Raw genomic sequence first — 20,366 nt, forward strand, 5'->3', positions numbered from 1 at the left:
AGACATGGACCAGCGCGTAAAACCCGCCCCGCATGAAATCCGGCGGGCACGGACGGAAAATCCGAAAGCGCGCGAGCGTGACCTGGCCGCCCAGCTCGGTATTTCGGAAGCCGAACTGGTCGCCGCGCATTGCGGCGACGGCGTCGTGCGCATCGAGCCACGGGTCAACGATCTCCTGACCGGCCTCGAGGCCGTCGGCGAGGTGATGGCGCTGACCCGCAATGAAAGCGCCGTGCACGAGAAGATCGGCGTCTATGACAAGGTCGTCACCGGCAACCACAATGCCATGGTGCTTGGCGAGAATATCGACCTGCGCATCTTCCCAAAAGTCTGGGCTCACGGCTTTGCCGTGGAGAAGCGCGACGGCGACGAGATCCGCCGCAGTCTGCAGTTTTTCGATGCGGCGGGCGAGGCGGTGCACAAGGTGCATCTGCGGCCGGCCTCCAGCCTCTATGCCTACCAGAAGCTGGTCGCCTCGCTGGAATCGTCCAACCAGGAGCCGACGGTCGCCATCTCCGGGCAAGCCTTAGACGATGAGGGCGAGGCCACGGCGACGACCGCCAACCTCGACGATCTGCGCGACCGTTGGAGCCGGCTGACCGACGTGCACCAGTTCTTCGGCATGCTGAAGACCTTGAAGCTCAGCCGCCGTCAGGCGGTGCGCATGGTCGGAACGGACTATGCCTGGCTGCTCGACAATGACGCGGTCCGCGCCATGTTCCATCACGCCGCCGAAGGCGAGATGCCGATCATGTGCTTTGTCGGCAACCACGGCTGCATCCAGATCCATTCCGGCCCGGTCAAATCGATCAAGCCGATGGGGCCGTGGATCAACGTGCTGGACGAGACCTTCCACCTGCACCTGCGCACCGACCACATCCATGAAGTCTGGGCGGTGCGCAAGCCGACCAAGGACGGCCATGTCACCTCGCTCGAGGTGTACGCCGCCAATGGCGAGATGATCATCCAGTTCTTCGGCAAGCGCCACGAAGGCGAAAGCGAGCGCGACGACTGGCGATTCCTGGCCGAGGACCTGCCGCGCATCCCAAGCCCGACGGCAGCCTGAGGAGAACGACAATGGGCTGTTTTTCCAGGATGGTCGCCGGCCCGATGGTCGGCCTCGCTTTGGCTTTCACCGCGCTGCAGCCGGCTGGCGCCACAGAAGGCGTCTCCGTTTTTCCTGATCCGTCGAAGATCGCCGCCATAGGCGGCTCGATCACCGAAATCGTCTATGCGCTTGGCGAGGAGAAGCATCTGGTGGCGCGTGATTCCACCAGCCGCTATCCCAAGGCGGCGTTCGCTCTGCCCGATGTCGGCTATATGCGCGCGCTGTCGCCGGAAGGTGTGCTGTCGGTCAATCCGACCGGCATCCTGGCGCTGCAGGGCAGCGGCCCGAAGGAGGCCGTCGATGTGCTGAAGAAGACGAGCATACCCTTCATCGAAGTGCCGAGCATTTTAGCCACGAAGGCATCCTCGAGAAGGTCCGCATCGTCGGCAAGGCGCTCGGCGTCGATGCCAGGGCCGAGCTGCTGGCCAAGGAACTCGATGCCAAGCTGACGGCCGCCGAGAAACAGACGGCCTCGATCAAGCAGCGCAAGCGCATCCTGTTCGTGCTGTCGATACAGGGTGGCAAGATCCTGGCGGCCGGCAGCGATACCGCGGCCGACGGTATGGTCAAGCTGGCGGGCGGGGTCAACGCGGTCGAGGGCTTCTCCGGCTACAAGCAGATGTCCGACGAAGCGATCATTACTGCCAGGCCTGACGTGATCCTGATGATGAGCAATGCCGGGCTGCCGGTGTCGGACGACGAATTGTTCGGCAACCCGTCTGTTGCCTCGACGCCGGCCGGAACCGCGCGCAAGCTGATCCGCATCGATGGCGGCTATCTGCTCGGCTTCGGGCCGCGCACGGCTGAAGCCATCCACGAGCTAGCCGTCTCGCTCTATGGCGCTGAAGTCACGGACTGAGCGTCATGGTCGATCAATCGATCGCCGGCCCGGTGAAGGTGATGGCGAATGCATCCGAAGGCGACCGCTCGGGCCGCGCGCGCATCGTCATCCTGCTGCTGTGCCTCGGCCTCGCGGCCGCCATGCTTTTGTCGCTGACGTCAGGGGCATCGGATGCTTCGGCCGTCAACGTCCTCAGCGACTGGCTGCTTGGAGCCGTCCCGAATGATGCGGCGCTGAGCGCCCGTGACAGCCTGATCGTCTACGACATCCGCTTGCCGCGCATCATCCTCGGCATGCTGGTCGGCGCGGCGCTCGCGGTCTCGGGTGCCGTCATGCAGGGGCTGTTCCGCAACCCGCTGGCCGATCCCGGCCTGATCGGTGTTTCCGCTGGCTCCAGTCTCGGCGCGGTGGCCGTCATTGTGCTTGGCGCCACGGTGCTGGCGCCGGTGACGACCATGTTCGGTACGCTCGCGCTGCCGCTGGCCGCCTTCTTCGGTGGTCTCGCCACGACGCTGGTGCTTTATCAGGTCGCGACGCGACGCGGGCAAACCTCGGTTGCCACCATGCTGCTCGCCGGCATAGCGCTGGCGGCCCTTGCCATGGCCCTGACAGGTGTCCTCATCTTCATGGCGGACGATCGCCAGTTGCGCGACCTGACGTTCTGGTCACTCGGGTCGCTCGGCGGCGCGACATGGGCGAAGATCGGTTCCGTCGGGCCGATCATCATACTGGCACTGGCGGCGATGCCGTTCCTGGCGCGCGGCCTCAACGCGCTGGCGCTGGGCGAAACGACCGCCGGCCATCTCGGCATTCCCGGTACAGCGGTTGAAATACACGGCGATCATCGGTGTCTCGGCTGCGGTCGGTGCGTCTGTCGCCGTCAGCGGCGATTGTCCGGACCGATCAGCAGGCGCAGCAGATGCGGCACGACGATGCCGACGAAGCCGATACCGCTATCTGCTGCCGGCCTCGGCGCTGCTCGGTGCCTCGCTGCTGCTGTTGGCAGACGCGGTCGCCCGCACCATCGTGGCGCCGGCGGAATTGCCGATCGGCATCGTCACCGCGATATCAGGCGCGCCATTCTTCCTGTGGATCCTGCTGCGCAAGCGCGGCGTGGTCGATCTCTGAGATCTGGGACCTGTGAGGCTTTGATGATCGAGGCAAGGGATGTTTCCGTTGATATCGCCGGCAAGCGTATCGTCGGCGGTGTCGATTTCGAAGCGCGGCCCGGCGAAGTGGCGGCCATCGTCGGCCCCAACGGTTCCGGCAAGACGACCTTCCTGAAGGCGTTGTCGGGCGAGCTTGCCTATACCGGGCGCGTCACCCTTAACGGCCGCGATCTCTCGGCCATGAAGCCGGTCGAGATTGCCGTGCATCGCGCGGTGCTGCCGCAGGCGACGACACTGTCGTTTCCCTTCACGGTGCGCGAGATTGTCAAGCTCGGCCTTGTCGGCGGCCGCTCGGGTGCCTTGCCGGGCGAGGATGCGCGGCTGCCGGAGCGGGCGCTGGCCCGCGTCGACCTCGACGGTTTTGCCGGACGTTTCTACCAGGAGCTTTCGGGCGGCGAGCAGCAGCGCGTCCAGCTAGCGCGCGTGCTGTGCCAGGTTTGGGCGCCGGTGCTCGACGGCAAGCCGCGCTATCTGTTCCTCGATGAGCCGGTCTCCAGCCTCGACATCAAGCACCAGCTGATCATCATGAACATCGCCCGCGACTTCGCCAGAAGGGGCGGCGGCGTGGTCGCCATCCTGCACGACCTCAATCTGACTTCCATGTATGCCGACCGCATCTTCGTCATGCATCGCGGCCGGCTGGCCGCGACCGGTTCGCCGCAAGACGTGCTGAGCGATGAGCTGATCGAGAAAGTGTTCGACTGCCGGCTAAAGGTCGGCGTGCTGCCGGCGGGCAATATGCCGTTCGTGCTGCCGCAATCGTCGGTCGGTTGATATTCAGGTGAGGCCGGCCTGCGAACGGCGGCTTCCTGCGCTTCCGGTACTCACGTGCCCGAAAGTACGCTCCGTTCCGGTTCTCGGAACCAACCGTTCTCGACTCGGCCTGACCTGAATCTCAACCGACCGAGCCTAAGATGACACGGTAGGGATCAGGCGGCTGGGGCGCGGCGCTCCAGCATGTCGATGCCGAGCAGGTTGCGCACATTCGGCCTTGCCGCCACCATATCGGCAACGGTGTAGCGGGAAAGCACGGCGAAGAAGGCGTTGAGCGCCTCGCGCAGCGCCGAATTCAGCGCGCAGCTGTCGACCAGCGGGCATTCGGCGGCATCGTTCTCGAAGCATTCGGCCATTGCGAAGCTTTCCTCGGTGACGCGCACGACGTCGAAGAGGCTGATCGCTTCGGCTGCGCGGCCAAGCCGGACGCCGCCATTCCTGCCGCGCACCGTTTCCACCAGGCCATGCTCGACCAAAGGCTGCAGGATCTTGAACAGGAACAGTTCCGACACCGAATAGGCGGCTGCAATTTCGGGGATACGGCTCAACCGGTCATTGTTGGCGGCACAATACATCAGGATGCGCATGGCATAATTGGTCTGGCGTGTAAGCCGCATTTTGTCCTCACTAGGCGCCGGCGCGGTGCAACCACGCCAGATTCCTGCACTTTGCTGGCGCGGCTCTGAGCCGGGATTTCGGATTCGCCGCACTGGCCTCGACCGAATATGGCCTATACCTTGGAACAATTCCAGACTAGCCTCGCATGATAGATGAATATTCTCGTCAACTTTATGTGCGCAACCCGGCAAAACGTCGGGAAAACCCGCGGTCACGGGTATTTTCGCGGTCGAGGCACTAGATAGGTCCGAGATCGCCCCCGAGATCGACCAGAGGTCGACCAGAGTTCGACGAGGAGCAGTTCATCCATGTCACAATCGGCTCCGTCCCTGGCGCCTGTCCGTTTCGATGCCGACGCGGCCGCCAAGCTCTCGGCGTTGCGCCGCACCAAGTTCATCGCCGCCGCCGCGCTGGCGCTTTGCGTGCTGGTGTTTGCCTTGGCCAAGTCGTTCGAGACCTCCCATCCATGGCTGGGGTTTGTCGCTGCCTTCGCCGAGGCGGCGACCATTGGCGGCCTCGCCGACTGGTACGCAGTGGTGGCGCTGTTCAGGCGGCCGCTCGGGCTGCCGATCCCGCACACCGCCATCATCCCGGAAAACCAGAACCGCATCGCCGACAACCTCGGCCGCTTCATCGAGGCCAATTTCCTGGCGCCGGAGCCGGTGCGGGAAAAACTCGCCGAGGTCGATTTTGCAGCACTCGTCGCTGACTGGCTGGCCGACGCCGAACGTGCCGCCGGCCTGTCGCGTTTCGTCGTGCGGCTGGTGCCGCAGACGCTGGCCGCGGTCGAGCAATCCGGCCTGCGCGGCTTCGTCACCAGCCGCATGCTGGAGCAGATCGAAAAGGTGCCGCTGGCGCCGCTGGCGGCTGAACTCTTGTCGGCGCTTACCGACGACCGCCGCCACCAGAAGCTGTTCGACGAGTTCATCAAGGTCGTCGGCCGCTTTCTCAACGACGAACAGGCGCTGGCGACGATGCGCGAAAAAATCCGCGAGGAACTGCCTTCGCTGTTCAACCTGTTTCGCGCCGACGCCTATCTCCTGAAGAAGATCGTCGCCTCGGCGGGCTCCTTGCTCGACGAGGTGCGGGCCGATCCCGACCATCCGATGCGGGCCGAGTTCGACCGTTTCGCGCAAGGCTTCGTCGAGCGGCTGCGGACGTCCAAGCAATATGCTAAGCGCGCCGAGAAGATGAAGCGTGATTTCCTCGCCCGACCCGAAGTCAAGGCATTGGCGGGCGACATATGGGAGAGCCTCAGCCTATTCATCGAGCAGGACGCCAAGGCGCCGAATTCGGTGATCCGCGCGCATCTCGCCAACATGTTCGTCGAGGTCGGCCGCCATCTTGCCGGCGATGCGCAGATCCGGGCCGACATGAACCAGGGGTTCGTCGTCGCGCTCGGCTCCTTCGTCGAAAGCCAGAAGAGCGGCGTGTCGAAATTCATCGCCGACCAGGTCAAGCGCTGGGACCTGGCGCAACTGACGCGGCTGATCGAGATGAATATCGGCCGGGACCTGCAATATATCCGCTTCAACGGCATGATCATCGGCGGGCTGGCGGGTATCGTGCTCTATACGATCGAGCTGCTGCTCCCGGTCAATTGATGCGCATCGAGCGCCGGGCCTGTGTTCGAAATGGACAGGCGGCAGCCGAGTGCTATGCTCCCTGCGAGGGCGCCGCATCCGCGGCAAAGGGGAGAAGACAGCATGGCAAAACAAACGGAATCCGATTCCTTCATGGACATGTTCGGCAGATTCGGCCGCGACCTGAAGGTGCCCAATGTCGATGTCGAGGCGATCCTTGCCCATCACCGCAAGAACCTCGAAGCCTTGGAGAAATCGGCGCGAGCCGGCGCCGCCGGCGCGACCTCGCTGTTATCGAGGCAACGCGAAATGCTGCAGGACACGCTGCGCGAAATTGCCGACATGGCGCAGAGCTATCGGGCGCCGGGTAACCCACAGGAGCTGATGGCCAAGCAGACGGAGTTCGCCAGGAAATCCTTCGAGGTCGCGCTCAAGAATGCTGGTGAAGTGGCTGAACTGGCTCGCAAATCCGGAACCGAATCGATCGAAATCCTGCGCGCGCGCATCAAGGAAGCGATGGAGGAAATCCGCGCCGGCTACGGGCAGAAATAGGTTTTCGTGGCCAGTCGTTCCGCCTTCGGCAGGACATACGGGTTTGCAATTCCGCGACCTTGCGCATAGTTGCATCCGCGCCACGCGATAAGCTCCCGGCAAACTCGGAAGGTTGGAAAATCCGAATTCGCCCTGCCATTGCATGGCGAGGCGTGGCACGATTCAGCCGGAATACGGCGGAACGGATTCGCGCAAAGCGAATTGACAGGGGCCGTCCGTTCGTGGTCCGGAGGCGCTGCAAGCGATCGGGAAAGCAGGAATGAACGAAGTACGGCCTAAAACGCCGCCGACCTACGAGCAGTTGAGGACGATGTCCGGGCAGGAGCTTGGCGTCTCGGAATGGACCACTGTCGACCAGGATCGTATCAACAAGTTCGCCGAATGCACCGGCGACCACCAATGGATCCATGTCGACCCGAACGGGCGCGGCGGCAAAGCCCGTTCCGCACGACGATCGCGCATGGCTATCTGACATTGTCGATTATCGGCGCCCTGGCGCTCGGCATGGGCATTGTGCCGGAAAACACCCAGGCCGCCTTCAACTATGGCTTCGACAAGGTGCGTTTCCTTGCGCCGGTCAAGGTCGGCGCGCGCATCAGGCTGCGCACGGTGCTGCTTTCCATGGAAGACAGAGGCCCCGGCCAATACCTGATGAAGGCAGCCAACACCGTCGAGATCGAAGGCGAGGAAAAGCCGGCACTGACGGCCGAAACGCTGGTCATGCTTTATGAGCGCCGCAAACGGGCAGGGGCCTGAGAGACTGTTTGGAAATTCTACTCCGGCGGCCATCTGATGGCGTTTTCTGCGCTTCCGGTGCTCACGGACCTGAATGTCCGCTCCGCTCCGGTTCTCGAAACCACCACCATATGACTCGCCAGAGCGAATTTCGAAACAGTCTCGGAGAGGTGTGCAACCGGATTTCACGCTTCGATCGCCTATCGCCAAACAGGTGGTGCCTTACGAAACATTGGGTTCTATGCGGGCAGCGGCGCGGGCCGAGAGCAGGGCGAGGATCAGCGCGACCAGCACCAGCGCCGTTGCCGTCTGAAAAGTGACCTGCATGCCCCGGGCGGCGGCCACGGAAGTCAGGATCTCCTGCCCAATGCCTCGCTGCGCCGCGGCCGATGCGACCGCGAATATAGCCCCCATCAGGGATGCGCCAGTGATGAGGCCGAGATTGCGCGACAGGTTGAGCAGGCCCGATATGACACCGCGTTCGCCGGCGCCGACACCGCTCATGACGGCCGCATTGTTGGAGGTCTGGAACAGGGCGTAGCCGAAGCAGGTGACGGTGATCGGAACGACATAGCTGGCGATGCCGAGTTTCGTCATGGCGAGCGAGAGCAGGAATGTGCCCGTGGCGAGGCTGGTCAGGCCGGCGACCATCATCCTGTGAGCTCCGAAGCGGTCGGAAAGCCGTCCGGCCAGCAGCGCCGACAGGGTCGAGACGAGCGGCCCGGTCGAAAGCACCACACCGACCATCGCGGCATCCAGCCCCAGTCCACGCGACAGATAGAACGGTGCGACCACCAGGGTCGCCATCATCACCGTGGCGACGATGAGGCTCATGGCCAGGCTGGCGCTAAGCTGCGGATCCCGGAAACTGGCGAGTTGGACCAGCGGGTTCTTCACCCGCTTCTGGGCGACGGCGAACAAACCGATGCCGAGAGCGGTCGCGGCTAGCAGGCCGATGTTGAGCGCACCGAATTGGCCCCGGCCAAGCGTCATGGCCAGCGCATAGGCGGCCAGCGTCAGGGCCAGCAGCACAGTGCCAATCGCGTCGAACTTGCCTTGAGCAGCCTGCGCGCTCTTATTGCCGGCAGGCAAGGCACGCCAGGCGAGGGCGAAGGTCAGCAGGCCCAGCGGCACATTGACCAGGAAGATCGCCCGCCAGCCGGGGCCGGCGATCAGCAGACCGCCGAGCGAAGGGCCGAGTGTCGTGCCGATCGCCGACATGGCGCCGAGCAGGCCCATGGCGCTGCCGGTCCGTTCCTTGCTCACCGTCTCGGCGACAAAGGCCAGAGTCAGCGCCATCATCAGCGCCGCGCCAAGCCCCTGCACGGCGCGTGCGGCGATCAGCAGCCACAGCGTCGGCGCCAGGCCGCAGAGCACCGATGCCGACGTGAACAGCGCGATGCCGCCAAGCAGCAATGGCCGGCGTCCGAACATGTCGGCCAGCCGCCCGGCGCTGACGATCAACGTGGTGATGGCAAGGAGATAGGCCAGAACCACCCATTGCACGGCCTGGAACGATGCGGCGAACGTCTGCATCAGCGCGGGCAGCCCAACGCTGGCGATGCTGGTTCCGAGCGACGACAGCAGCGTGGCGAGCGACAGGCTTGCCAGCGCCCAGCCGACCGATTGATTCTGTTGCGGGGCTGATATCCCGTCCCGATTTTGCACGGCGACTGCCATGGCGATCTCCTTTCCGTTCGCTCCGAAAACGGAGCCAATGGAGATCTAATCTTCCGGCTGATATGGCGGAAGGCGCAGCATTTGCATCATATCCGTGCATGAGACGCCGCATCATGCTATGAGCCGGCGATGACGCCGCCCGACCTCAATCTGCTGTTCGCTCTCGACGTGCTGCTGGCGGAAGGCAGCGTGGCCCGCGCCGCGCGCCGTCTGCGCCTCAGCCCCTCGGCGATGAGCCGCACGCTGGCGCGGCTGCGCGAGGCAACGGGCGATCCTTTGCTGGTCCGTGCCGGCCGCGGCCTGGTGGCGACGCCGCGCGCGGAAGAATTGCGCCGGCAGGTCGGCCCTGTCGTCCAGGAGGCGGAGGCGCTGCTGCATCCCGCCGAATTGCTTGATCCCTCGATCCTGGACAGGGTGTTCACGCTGCGCACCAATGAGGGCTTCGTCGAAGAGTTCGGGCCTCGTCTGGTCGCCCGCATCGAGGCCGATGCGCCAGGGGTGCGGCTGCGTTTTGCGCCGAAGTCCGACAAGGATGTGATGTCGCTGCGCGACGCGGCGATTGACCTCGAAATCGGCGTTGCCGGCGAAACCGGACCCGAAGTGCGCATCCAGGCGCTGTTTCGCGACCGTTTTATCGGCGCCGTTCGAGCCGGCCATTCCCTGAGCGAGGGTATTGTGACGCCCGAGCGCTATGCGGCTTGCCGGCACATCAGTGTTTCGCGGCGTGGCCGCGAGAAGGGACCGATCGACGAGACTTTGGGCGCGCTCGGCTTGCAGCGGACGGTCGTGTGCATGGTCTCGGGTTTCTCGGCAGCGCTCGCCATGGCGCGCGCCTCGGAGCTGATCGCCAGCGTGCCCGAGCGGCACACCGCCGGCGCGCGCGCCGGCATGCACAGTTTTCCGCTGCCGGTCACGACCGTGGAAGTCACCATTTCGATGCTCTGGCATCCGCGCCTCGATGCCGACCCGGCGCAACGCTGGCTGCGTGACTGCGTGCGGGAGGTCTGTGCTAGTCGCTGAGATCAGCGCGCCATCGCCGCCTCAAGCACCTTGAAAATCCGCGCGTCTTCGCACTGGGCGACGTTGAAGCGCAGGAAACGGCTGGCCGTCTGGGACAGGCTGAACGCATTGCCGGGTGCCAGCACGACATTGTCGGTAAGCGCGCGGCGTGCGACTTCGGCCGCGTCAACGCCATCGGGCAGGCTGCACCAGAGGAACAGGCCGGCCGGCTGGTCGATCCACGGCGTGATGCCGATCGCCTTCAGGCGGGTGCTGGTCTCGGCCATGGCGCGCGCAAGCCTGGCGCGCAGCAGATCCATATGCTTGCGGTAGCTGCCGTCCTTGAGCAGCGTCAACACCAGTTCGGCGGCCAGCCGTCCGCCGCCGAAGGTGGTAGCGATCTTGAGGTCGGTCAGGCCCTCGATCCAGTCGCGGGGTGCGGCGATGAAGCCGCAGCGCACCGACGCCGACAGCGTCTTGGAGAAACTGCCGATCTGGACGACGCGGCTCAGGCCATCGAAGGCCGCCAGCCTCGGGGCAGGGGTGTGCTCGAAATCGGCGAAGATGTCGTCCTCGACGATGGTCAGGTCCGACTGGTCGGCGAGCTTGAGCAAACGATGCGCGGTGACCGGCGACAGGATCGCTCCGGTCGGATTGTGGATGGCGGAATTGGTGATGTAGAGGCGCGGCCGGTGCTCGGCGAGCGCCTGCGCGAACAGGTCGATATCTGGCCCCGATGGCGTGTAGGGAACGCTGACGACCTTGGCGCGGTGGGCGCGCAGCAAAGCGTGGAAATTGAAATAGCAGGGGTCGTCGACCAGCACCGTGTCACCGGGTTCGATCAGGAACCGGCACAACAGGTCAATGGCCTGCGTGCCCGATTCCGTCAGCATGATCTGTTCGGGCGAAACTTCGATGCCGTGCCCGGCCATGCGCCGCGCCAGCAACTGCCGCAGCGGTGGCAGGCCAAGCGGCGTGCCGTAATCGGCAAGCGCGACATCATCGGCGCGCGCCACCGTGCGCAGTGCGCGGCGCAGGCCGGCCTGCGGCATCCAGGCGGCCGGCAGCCAGCCACAGCCGGGTTTCAACACCTCGTCGCCGGCGTCCAGCGACTGGCGCGAGACCCAGAGCGGGTCGACGGCACGGTCGAGCCGGGGACCGATCTCGGCCAGCGACAGCGGCGCCAGCGAGCCGGCGGCATAAAAGCCCGAGCCCGGTCGGGAGCGGATCGTGCCTTCGGCGGCGAGCCGCTCATAGGCTTCGACCACGGTGGACTTAGACACCTGCATGGATTGAGCGAAGGCGCGGATCGAAGGCAGTCGGGCTCCCGGTGTCAAGTTGCGCGCGGCGATCCGCTGGCGGATGGTCGCCATGACAGTCTCGACCAGAGTGGTCGTGATGAGTGCGGGTGCATCGTCCTTTTCCAAAGCGAAGTTCGTCATCTGTACTGCCCAATCGTCCATTACAGTTTCGCCAAATTGTACCCCATTGTCTCTGGCTGCGCCATGGCATCTGCCCGATAGAGGGCGAAAGACATGGAGTCTGGAATGGACAAGACCGCGAGCGGCTGGCTGAACGGATTTATCGGCGTGTTGATCTTCAGCGGCTCGCTGCCGGCGACACGTGTGGCGGTGGTGGATTTCGATCCGACATTTCTGACGTCGGCCCGCGCCGCGATTGCCGGACTGCTTGGCCTGGCGATGCTGCTCTTGTTCCGGCAGAAGCGCCCGGAGCGGGGCGATCTGGTGTCGCTGGCGATCGTGGCGCTGGGCGTGGTGGTCGGCTTTCCCTTGCTGACCGCTCTGGCGCTCAAGCACATCACCTCGGCCCACTCCATCATCTTCATCGGCCTGCTGCCGCTGGCGACCGCGATCTTCGGCGTGCTGCGCGGCGGCGATCGTCCTCGTCCGGCATTCTGGCTGTTCTCGTGCATTGGCAGCGCGCTCGTCGCGGGTTTCGCGCTGACGCAGGGCGTAACGGCCTCGCCGGTCGGCGATGGCCTGATGCTCGCCGCCGTCGTCGTCTGCGGGCTGGGCTATGCCGAGGGCGCCGCGCTGTCACGCAGGCTCGGCGGTTGGCAAGTGATCTGCTGGGCGCTGACGCTGTCGCTGCCGATCATGCTGGTACTGACTTTTGCAACGCTGCCGCCGTCCTTTGCCGCCGTCGGCTCCCACGCCTGGATCGGTCTGGCCTATGTCTCGCTGTTCAGCATGCTGATCGGCTTCGTGTTCTGGTATCGCGGCCTGGCGCAAGGCGGCATTGCCGCGGTGGGCCAGTTGCAACTGCTGCAGCCCTTCTTCGGCCTGGCGCTGGCGGCGACGCTGCTGCACGAACAGGTCAGTCCGCTGATGGTGGTCGTCACGCTCGGCGTGGTGGCGTGCGTGTTCGGGGCGAAGAAGTTTGCGAGGTAGTTCGGGAAGCGACTGCCGCGCCTAGAACTTCGTCACCACACCGATACCAATGCCCTCGAAACCGCCCATCGCCATCAGCGCCGCGGGCGCCTCGTCGAGGCTGATCTTCTTGCCGACCAGCAATTCGGGCTTGAGCTTGCCGTTGCGGATCATGTCCATCATCGCCTGGTAGCGGTAGGCCTGCATGCCGTGGCTACCGAGGATTTCGAGCTCGAAGGCGATGATCTTGTCCATAGGCACTTGCGGGCGGGCATGTTCGCCCAGCATCAGGCCGACCTGCACATGGCGGCCGCGCCGGCGCAGATTGGCGATCGAGTTGAACGAGGTGATGGGGTGGCCGAGCGCGTCCATCGACATATGCGCGCCGCCATTGGTGATCTGCTTGACCGCCTTGACCACATTCGGCGTCGTGGACGCATTGATGGTGGCGACGGCGCCGATCTTTCTGGCGAATTCCAGCTTCTCGTCGGTGAGGTCGATGGCAATCACATTCGCGCCCATGGAACTGGCGATCATGATCGCCGACAGGCCGACGCCGCCGCAGCCATGCACCGCCACCCATTCGCCCGGCGTCACCCGGCCTTGGTCGACGATGGCGCGAAACGAGGTGACGAAGCGGCAGCCGAGGCTGGCGGCGGTGGCGAATTCCATGTCTTCCGGCAAGCGCACCAGATTGGTGTCGGCATGCTCGATACCGACATATTCGGCGAACGAGCCCCAGCCGGTGAAGCCCGGCTGCGTCTGGTGCTCGCAGACCTGATGGTTGCCCGAGCTGCATTCGAAGCAGCGGCCGCAGCCGACGGCAAACGGTACTGTCACACGGTCGCCGGCCTTCCAGCGGCTGACCTGCTTGCCGGCGGCGACGACGACGCCGGCCAGCTCATGTCCTGGGACGTGCGGCAAGGTGATGCCGTCATCATGCCCCATCCAGCCATGCCAGTCGCTGCGACACAGCCCCGTCGCCTCGACCTTGATGACGACGCCATCGGCAGCCGGCTTCGGATCGGGGACGGTCTGGATCGTCGGCGCTTCGCCGAATTTCTCGAAGACGACGGCTTTCATCGGTAACTCCACCTAGGACGGCATGTGCTACCCGAAACGATAGCCGATTCCCCGGCCGGTCAAGCGGAAATCGATTCCGCCAGGCTGACCAGTCCGCCGAACCGGCCAGGGCGGTCAGCTGTTTTCCCGATTGCGGAAATCGGCGAGTCGGGTGTCGCCGGGAGCCAGCAGCCGCCCGTCTTCGGCATGCACTTCCAGGCGCCCGATCGGCCGGCCACTCTGCGTGTCGACCATGAAAGTGTAGGGCTCGCCCGGTCCGGAGAAATAGGTCTCGCCCCATTGCCGCAAGGCGACCAGGACATAGAACAGGCCGCGCCCCTTTTGCGTCAGCACATATTCATGGTGCGCGCTGCCGTCGGGCGCGGGAACCGTTTCCAGTATGCCGTGCGTGACCAGATTGCGCAGCCGTGCAGACAGGATGTTCTTGGCGACGCCGAGGCTCTTCTGGAACTCGCCGAAGCGGCGCAAGCCGTCGAAGGCGTCGCGCACGATGAGCAGCGACCACCAGTCGCCGATCGCGTCCAGCGGTCGCGCAATGAGGCAATCCGCTTCGTGGTGACTCGTTCGTTTCACCATGGCAATCGTTGGTCCAGATCAATCATATCGGTTGCAAGATAAAACTGTTCTGTCTATCCAGCAAGTGGTTTCAAGTTGAAACCTATTTGCGGAGAGCGACATGAACATGCAGGTGGTGAACAGCGCAACGTCAAGCGCGGAGCGGTCCGATGGGCCGCCACAGTTAACACCAGCGTCATCACCGGGACTGTCGGGAATGACAGCACTGGTCTTCGCCATTGCCTGTGGGCTGAGCGTCGCCAATGTCTATTTCGCCCATCCGCTGCTCGACGCCATGGCGCATGATTTTGCCATCGCGCCGGCCTCGGTCGGCATCGTGGTGACGGTCACGCAGATCGGCTATGCGCTTGGCCTGTTCTTCATCGTCCCCCTTGGCGACTTGTTCGACCGCCGCAAACTGATCGCTGGGCAAGCGGTACTTTCCGCGGTGGCGCTGATCGCGGTCGGGATTGCGCCGAGCGCGGCGATGCTGCTGGCAGGCCTCGCAATCGTCGGGCTGCTTGCCGTGGTGGTGCAGGTGCTGGTGGCTTATGCCGCCGACCTCGCCTTGCCGTCCGAGCGGGGGCGGGCGGTCGGCACCGTCACCAGCGGCGTCATAACAGGCATCCTGCTTGCCCGCTTCGTCGCCGGTGTCGTCGCCGACTTCGCCGGCTGGCGCTGGGTCTATCTTGTCTCGGCGGCGCTGACGCTGGTCATGGCACTGGTTCTCTTCCTCGTCCTGCCGCGCCACGAGGCGGAGCGGCCACGCACATCCTATCCGCGCCTGCTGGGTTCGGTGGTGCTGCTGTTCGTGCAGGAGCCGCTGTTGCGTGTGCGCGCTGTGCTCGCCATGCTGATCTTCGCCAGCTTCAACGTGCTGTGGGCGCCGCTGGTGCTGCCGCTGAGCGCTGCGCCATTTTCCCTCTCGCATACCGAGATCGGGCTGTTCGGGCTGGCCGGCGTCGCCGGCGCTCTCGGCGCCCGCTGGACGGGTGGCCTCGTCGATCGCGGGCGCGGCCAACTGGTCACCGGCTTCAGCCTGCTGCTGATGATTGCGGCCTGGCTGCCGATCGCCTTCATGGGCCTGTCGCTGGGGCTGCTTGTCGCCGGCATCGTCGTGCTGGACCTGGCAATACAGGCCGTCCATGTCACCAACCAGAGCTTGATTTTCTCGCGCCGGCCGGATGCGCGTAGTCGGCTGGTCGGCGGCTACATGATCTTCTATTCGCTCGGCAGCGCGCTCGGCTCCATCGCCTCGACCATGGCCTATGGCGCGATGGGCTGGAGCGGCGTCTGTGTGCTGGGCGCCGGCATTGGCCTGCTGGCGTTGCTGTTCTCGGGCGCTGACGCTACGCGTGGGCCGGTAGAGGCTCACTCCGCGTCGATCTGGTTCTGCGGCGCGGCTTTCTGGAAAGCCGGCAGTGCCATGCAGGCGGCGTTGATGCGGGTGATCGTCGGGTAGGGCGTCAGGTCGACGCCGAAGCGGGCGTTGCTGGTGATCTGCGCCGCCAGGCAGATATCGGCCAGCCCCGGCGCCTCGCCGTGGCAGAATGTTCCGGTCTCAGGCGATGACGCCAGGATCTTCTCAAGCGGTTGAAAACCTTCGTTCACCCAATGGCGGAACCAGTTGGTGATGTCCTGGTCACCGGCGCCGAACAAAGTGCGCAGCGAGGTCAGCACGCGCAGATTGTTCACCGGATGGATGTCGCAGGCGATCATCTGCGCCAGCATTCGCACGCGCGCCCGGCCAAGCGCGTCCTTCGGCAGCAGCGGCGGCGTGGGCTGGATCTCGTCGAGATATTCGATGATCGCCAGCGACTGCGTCAAAAGCGTGCCGTCGTCGAGCACCAGCGCCGGCACAAGCCCCTGCGGATTGACCGCGAGATAGGCCGGTTCCAGATGCTCGCCATGGCGCAGATGATGCGGGACGTAATCATAGCTTAGCCCCTTCATCTCCAGCGCGATCCGTGCCCGATAGGAAGTGGAGGAGCGATAGTAATTGTGCAGGATGAGTTCGCTCATGCGCTCAGTTCGGCTGGCCAATGGTCACTTCGATCGTGCCGATGCCGTCGACGCCGCCGGTCATCGTCTCACCCGACTTCACGGCGCCGACACCGGCCGGCGTGCCGGTGAAGATCAGGTCGCCGGCCTGCAATTCTACGCCCTCGCTGCAAATCGAGACAATGTCTGCTATCGGCCAGATCAGCTCGGTGAGGTCGGCGTCCTGCCGGACCTTGCCGTCGACGGCGAGCCAGATGCGGCCTTTCGTCGGGTGGCCGGTCTTTTGTGTCGGGACCAGCGGGCCGCAAGGGGCGGAACGGTCGAACGCCTTCGACCAGTCCCAAGGCCGCGCCGCCTTCTTGGCCTCGTCCTGGAGATCGCGGCGGGTAAGGTCGATGCCGACGCCATACCCCCAGACATGCTCCAGCGCCCGCTCGCGCGCGATGCGGAAGCCGGGTTTGCCGATCGCGGCCACCAGTTCGATTTCATGGTGCAGATTGGCCGTCAGCGGCGGGTAGGGAATTGCGGTGCCGGAATCGACCACCGCGTCGGCCGGCTTGGTGAAGAAGAAGGGCGGATCGCGCTCATCATTGCCCAGTTCGCGCGCATGCGCCGCATAGTTGCGGCCGACGCAGAAGATGCGCCGCACGGCAAAACGCTCGGCCGACCCGCTGATGGCGACGGAAGGCGTTGGCGGCACGGGGAGGACGAAGGCGGTCATGGCGGTCTCTGCGTTGCATGTCGGGTTGCTGGCGGCACCTTCGACCGATTTCGGGGACCGGGCAAGGCGTCGCATTTCATAAAGCACGGGCTTTGCCGAGGCTGTATAAGGAATTCAGGGTTCCCATCACTTTTGCAGCGGCCTATCACTGGCGATAGACTATTTGCCAATAATCCGGCCATGGTTGCGGGGCTATGGTGTGGCCGGTAAACCGGAACGAGCCACATGACAGCATCCAACGATCGCGCCCGGTTCCTGATCATCGACGACCATCCGCTGTTTCGCGAGGCGCTGCACAGCGCCGTGCAGATGGCCTATCCGGAGGTTGACACGGTCGAGGCGCGCTCGATCGCCGAGGCGCTCGATCTCTTGGCCGATGCCAAGCCTTTCGACCTTGCGCTGCTCGATCTCTCAATGCCCGACGTGCACGGTTTCGACGGGCTGCTGCAGCTCAGGACCCGCTATCCACGCCTGCCGGTGGTGATCGTGTCGGGGTATGAGGAGCCGCGGATCATCTCCGAGGCCTTGTCTTATGGCGCTGCCGGCTTCATCCCGAAATCGGCGCGCAAGAGCGACCTGGCCGCCGCCATCCGTTCGGTGATGGATGGCGCGATCTATGTGCCGGAAACCTATGAAGGCCAGCCGGCCGACGCCGACAGCATCGACCGCGCCGACATGGTCCAGCGCCTGTCCAAGCTGACGCCACAGCAGCTGCGCGTGCTGCAGATGCTGCGCCAGGGCCTGCTCAACAAGCAGATCGCCTACGAGTTGCAGGTCGGCGAGACCACGGTCAAGGCGCATGTCTCGGAGATATTGCGCAAGCTCAACGTCTATAGCCGCACGCAAGCGGTGATCGAGGTTTCGAAGCTGGATAATGCGGAGCTGTTCAGGGATCAGGCGGGGTTTTGATCTTACCTCCCCCTTGTGGGGAGGGTCGATCCGCGAAGCGGAGCGGGGTGGGGGAACTTGGCGCCGCACCCCACCCCGGCGCTCCGCGCCGACCCTTCCCATCAAGGGGAGGGTAAGCCCCTAAGCCAGCAAATGCGCCAGCAGCGCGCGCAGCTGCGCCGGCTTCAGCGGTTTGCGCATCAATTCAATGCCGCCGGCGCGGGCGGCCTTGGCGACGGCTTCGGAACTGTCGGCGGTGACGATCAGTGCCGGCACGGCGCGGCCGAGATAGTCGCGGACTTCCGATATGGTAGCGGTGCCGAGATCGCCGCCGTCGAGATGCTGGTCGGCGATGACGATGTCGGGCACCCAATCGGTGTCGCCGAGCAGGTCGAGCGCATCGTCGGTCGAGGTCGCGGCCCGCACCAGGCACTGCCAGCGCTCGAGCAGGAAGGTCATGGCTTCCAGCACCTCGATGTCGTTCTCGACCAGCAGCACTTTGGTGCCGAACAGGCCGTAGCCGCGCGACCGTTCCAGGCTGGTGGCGCTGGCGATGGCGTCGGCGGGCGCGCCGATGCCGACGGGGACATCGATGTGGAAGATCGTGCCGCGCCCGACCTTCGACGAGAAGGTCACGGGATGGCCGAGCGCACCGGCCATGCGGCGTACGATGGCAAGCCCGAGCCCGAGACCGTTGCCGTCACGTTCCGAACCGGCCGGTGAGGTGCCGCGATGGAACTCCTCGAACACCGCCTCGCGCTGGTCCTCGGGAATGCCGCAGCCGGTATCGGCGACATCGATGCGGATGGTGTCGCCGCGATGCCTGGTGCCGACCAAGACGCCGCCGGAACGGGTGTAGCCCAGCGCGTTGGAAAGGATGTTCTGCAGGATGCGGCGCAGCAGCGTGCGGTCGGAGCGGACCACGGCATTGACCGGCCGGAATTTCAGTGACAGCCGCTTCATTTCCGCGACCGGCTGGAAATCCGAGCGCAGCGACGAGAACAGCGCCTCCAGGCTGACGTCGCCAATGTCGGGCTGCACCACGCCGGCGTCGAGCTTGGAGATATCCAGCAGCGTGCGCAGCAGGTCCTCCATCGTTTCCAGCGAGCGCTCGACTTGGCGGACAAGCTTCCTGCCTTCGTCGCTGGTCTGCACCTCGGCGAGCGCCGAGACGGAGAGATGGGCCGCGTTCAGCGGCTGCAGCACGTCATGGCTGGCGGCGGCGAGGAACCTGGTCTTGGACAGGTTCGCCAGTTCGGCATTTTCCTTGGCGGCACTGAGATCGATGTTGGACTGCTCCAGCCGCCGCAGTGTCGAATGCAGCTCCTCGGTGCGCGTACGCACGCGGTTCTCCAGCGAGATCGCGGTCTGGAACAGCGAGAAGGCATTGCCTTGCTGGTCCATCGACCGCTCGACGCGGCTGACCAGGGCGGCGTTGATCTTCTTCAGCTTATCGAGGTCGTTTATGTCCTTGAGCGGCATTCTGCGGCCCCCTATTCCGCCGCTTGCCGTTCGCCGAAGGCGATGCCGGTAAAAGTCTGGTTCAGATGCATCGACCGGTATTGCTCGCCATAGGTGCCGAAGCCGACGACATTGTTGACCCGGTAGAGTTCCGAAATGTCGCGAAAGACCTGCCGGTTGCGTGCATCGAGCCGGCGCAGCACGCAGTCGAAGCCGAGGATCAGGTCGATGCCGCCCAGCCTGTCCTCGACCTCGCGCAAGGCCGCGCGCGTCGATTCCACCATGTCCTTGGGCTGGGCGATCGACAGCACGACACCATCGTCGATGGCGCAGAAGAACGACAGCGAGCCATCCGCGTGCATCCGCTGGATCGAGCGGCAGTAATATTCGCCGCCCACCTTCACCACCACCGGATGCGAGGCGAAGCTCAGCGGCGTCAGGGTCTGCGGCATGATGCCGACGGAAGCTGCATATTCCTCGGCAGCATTGGTGGCGTTGAACTCGCGCACGATGCGGTGATCGGCGTCGGACGCTGTCACCACCAGCTTTTCGTCGGTCGGAACGAAATTGTCGGTCTTGAAGACATGGAACGGAATTTCCGTGGCGATCAGCACGATGATGGCGCTGTCCGAGGTGACCCTGCCATTCGAGATCAGGCGCGTCGTCTCGAATTTCAAATCGTCGCCGGCCGAGCCGCCGAGCAGCGGTATGTCGTCAAGACCCCAGTGGATGGCCGAACTGACCGCTTCCTCGGCATAGGACAGGCCGTCGATGAAGCAGAGCGCGAAGGTGTTCCTGGTCCGCTCCCCGCCCACCCGGACGTGCAGCGCGCGCCGCAAGGCCTCGACCTCGCCGGTGATCCTGTCCATGCCCGACGAGGACAAATTGTCGACCATGGCGCTGACCGCGGTAAAGGCGGCCGAGGGGAGCAGCATCGCCAGCATATGGCCTTCCTCGAGCCCTTGTGGCGTGATCTCGCCGGCGGTGGAGCAGCCGGCATGGTGGAGCCCCGGCGCGTAGGCCGAGAGCGCTCGCGACAGGGCGCCGGCCTCGACAAGGCTCTGGGAAAAGAACACGAGGGCAAAGCCGGCGTTGATTGCGGCGGCCTCGCTGGCTACCGCGCGTGCGAAAACATCCGGGTCGGGCTCGTCCGTGGTCAGCGCCGACAAGCCGCAGGCGTAGCGCGTCCGTGAACTGGTCAGCGGCGT

17 protein-coding genes and 3 pseudogenes are annotated in these 20,366 nt (G+C 64.7%); 11 read left to right on the top strand and 9 right to left on the bottom strand.

Annotated features, from left to right (window positions below; genetic code table 11):
* Positions 1-4: 4 nt before the first annotated feature.
* The 4 genes and pseudogenes from AC0V8S_RS19525 (at position 5) to AC0V8S_RS19540 (ending at position 3,892) form a co-directional block, all read left to right on the top strand.
* Positions 5-1,066, top strand: coding sequence for a hemin-degrading factor (locus AC0V8S_RS19525; protein ID WP_475432860.1), 1,062 nt, complete (start codon positions 5-7; stop codon positions 1,064-1,066).
* 29 nt (positions 1,067-1,095) lie between these two features.
* Positions 1,096-1,967: pseudogene (locus tag AC0V8S_RS19530) on the top strand (heme/hemin ABC transporter substrate-binding protein).
* 5 nt (positions 1,968-1,972) lie between these two features.
* A pseudogene (locus tag AC0V8S_RS19535) lies at positions 1,973-3,077 on the top strand (FecCD family ABC transporter permease).
* Positions 3,078-3,100: 23 nt separating this feature from the next.
* Positions 3,101-3,892, top strand: coding sequence for a heme ABC transporter ATP-binding protein (locus AC0V8S_RS19540; RefSeq protein WP_183460332.1), 792 nt, complete (start codon positions 3,101-3,103; stop codon positions 3,890-3,892).
* A gap of 155 nt (positions 3,893-4,047) precedes the next feature.
* On the opposite strand, the gene rirA is transcribed toward AC0V8S_RS19540, so the two are convergent.
* Entirely contained in the window at positions 4,048-4,509 is a 462-nt protein-coding gene (gene rirA / locus AC0V8S_RS19545) for an iron-responsive transcriptional regulator RirA (RefSeq protein ID WP_183460330.1), read from the bottom strand.
* A 309-nt stretch (positions 4,510-4,818) separates the two neighbouring features.
* Here rirA and AC0V8S_RS19550 point away from each other — a divergent pair, with 309 nt between their 5' ends.
* From AC0V8S_RS19550 to AC0V8S_RS19560, 3 genes and pseudogenes are all read left to right on the top strand, one after another.
* Positions 4,819-6,114, top strand: a complete 1,296-nt coding sequence (locus AC0V8S_RS19550) for a DUF445 domain-containing protein (protein ID WP_475432861.1) — start codon at positions 4,819-4,821, stop codon at positions 6,112-6,114.
* Between the two features lie 102 nt (positions 6,115-6,216).
* Positions 6,217-6,645, top strand: a complete 429-nt coding sequence (locus tag AC0V8S_RS19555) for a phasin family protein (RefSeq protein WP_095199857.1) — start codon at positions 6,217-6,219, stop codon at positions 6,643-6,645.
* A gap of 259 nt (positions 6,646-6,904) precedes the next feature.
* Positions 6,905-7,401 (top strand): annotated as a pseudogene (locus tag AC0V8S_RS19560) (MaoC family dehydratase).
* Positions 7,402-7,602: 201 nt separating this feature from the next.
* Here AC0V8S_RS19560 and AC0V8S_RS19565 read toward each other — a convergent pair.
* A complete protein-coding gene (locus AC0V8S_RS19565; protein ID WP_475432862.1) occupies positions 7,603-9,060 on the bottom strand; it encodes an MFS transporter in 1,458 nt (485 codons plus the stop codon).
* A gap of 129 nt (positions 9,061-9,189) precedes the next feature.
* Here AC0V8S_RS19565 and AC0V8S_RS19570 point away from each other — a divergent pair, with 129 nt between their 5' ends.
* Positions 9,190-10,080, top strand: coding sequence for a LysR family transcriptional regulator (locus AC0V8S_RS19570; protein WP_475432863.1), 891 nt, complete (start codon positions 9,190-9,192; stop codon positions 10,078-10,080).
* 2 nt (positions 10,081-10,082) lie between these two features.
* Here AC0V8S_RS19570 and AC0V8S_RS19575 read toward each other — a convergent pair whose 3' ends face one another.
* Positions 10,083-11,501 (bottom strand): aminotransferase-like domain-containing protein, encoded by a 1,419-nt coding sequence (locus tag AC0V8S_RS19575; protein WP_475432864.1) that lies wholly within the window; start codon positions 11,499-11,501, stop codon positions 10,083-10,085.
* A 105-nt stretch (positions 11,502-11,606) separates the two neighbouring features.
* Between AC0V8S_RS19575 and AC0V8S_RS19580 the strand changes: the two genes are divergently transcribed.
* On the top strand, positions 11,607-12,470 hold the full coding sequence (locus tag AC0V8S_RS19580; protein WP_475432865.1) for a DMT family transporter: 864 nt from the start codon (positions 11,607-11,609) through the stop codon (positions 12,468-12,470).
* Positions 12,471-12,491: 21 nt separating this feature from the next.
* On the opposite strand, the gene AC0V8S_RS19585 is transcribed toward AC0V8S_RS19580, so the two are convergent.
* Both AC0V8S_RS19585 and AC0V8S_RS19590 read right to left on the bottom strand, forming a co-directional pair.
* Positions 12,492-13,532 (bottom strand): zinc-dependent alcohol dehydrogenase family protein, encoded by a 1,041-nt coding sequence (locus AC0V8S_RS19585; RefSeq protein ID WP_475432866.1) that lies wholly within the window; start codon positions 13,530-13,532, stop codon positions 12,492-12,494.
* Between the two features lie 114 nt (positions 13,533-13,646).
* The gene (locus tag AC0V8S_RS19590) at positions 13,647-14,108 is read right to left on the bottom strand and encodes a winged helix-turn-helix transcriptional regulator (RefSeq protein WP_475432867.1); all 462 of its coding nucleotides are present in this window, start codon (positions 14,106-14,108) and stop codon (positions 13,647-13,649) included.
* A gap of 196 nt (positions 14,109-14,304) precedes the next feature.
* Between AC0V8S_RS19590 and AC0V8S_RS19595 the strand changes: the two genes are divergently transcribed.
* Positions 14,305-15,549: an MFS transporter gene (locus AC0V8S_RS19595; RefSeq protein ID WP_475432868.1), complete on the top strand. Its 1,245-nt coding sequence runs from the start codon at positions 14,305-14,307 to the stop codon at positions 15,547-15,549.
* On the opposite strand, the gene maiA is transcribed toward AC0V8S_RS19595, so the two are convergent.
* Positions 15,459-16,109, bottom strand: coding sequence for a maleylacetoacetate isomerase (gene maiA, locus AC0V8S_RS19600; RefSeq protein WP_475432869.1), 651 nt, complete (start codon positions 16,107-16,109; stop codon positions 15,459-15,461). The two genes, AC0V8S_RS19595 and maiA, sit on opposite strands and share 91 nt — an antisense overlap.
* A gap of 4 nt (positions 16,110-16,113) precedes the next feature.
* Positions 16,114-16,809, bottom strand: a complete 696-nt coding sequence (locus AC0V8S_RS19605; protein ID WP_475432870.1) for a fumarylacetoacetate hydrolase family protein — start codon at positions 16,807-16,809, stop codon at positions 16,114-16,116.
* 225 nt (positions 16,810-17,034) lie between these two features.
* On the opposite strand from AC0V8S_RS19605, the gene AC0V8S_RS19610 reads away from it, so the two are divergent.
* Positions 17,035-17,718 (top strand): response regulator transcription factor, encoded by a 684-nt coding sequence (locus tag AC0V8S_RS19610; RefSeq protein WP_115142973.1) that lies wholly within the window; start codon positions 17,035-17,037, stop codon positions 17,716-17,718.
* A 120-nt stretch (positions 17,719-17,838) separates the two neighbouring features.
* Here AC0V8S_RS19610 and AC0V8S_RS19615 read toward each other — a convergent pair whose 3' ends face one another.
* Together AC0V8S_RS19615 and AC0V8S_RS19620 are read right to left on the bottom strand one after the other, a co-directional pair.
* On the bottom strand, positions 17,839-19,179 hold the full coding sequence (locus tag AC0V8S_RS19615; RefSeq protein WP_475432871.1) for a hybrid sensor histidine kinase/response regulator: 1,341 nt from the start codon (positions 19,177-19,179) through the stop codon (positions 17,839-17,841).
* Between the two features lie 11 nt (positions 19,180-19,190).
* Positions 19,191-20,327: an FIST signal transduction protein gene (locus AC0V8S_RS19620; RefSeq protein WP_183460305.1), complete on the bottom strand. Its 1,137-nt coding sequence runs from the start codon at positions 20,325-20,327 to the stop codon at positions 19,191-19,193.
* Between the last annotated feature and the right edge of the window lie 39 nt (positions 20,328-20,366).

The organism is Mesorhizobium oxytropidicola (genome assembly GCF_056174625.1).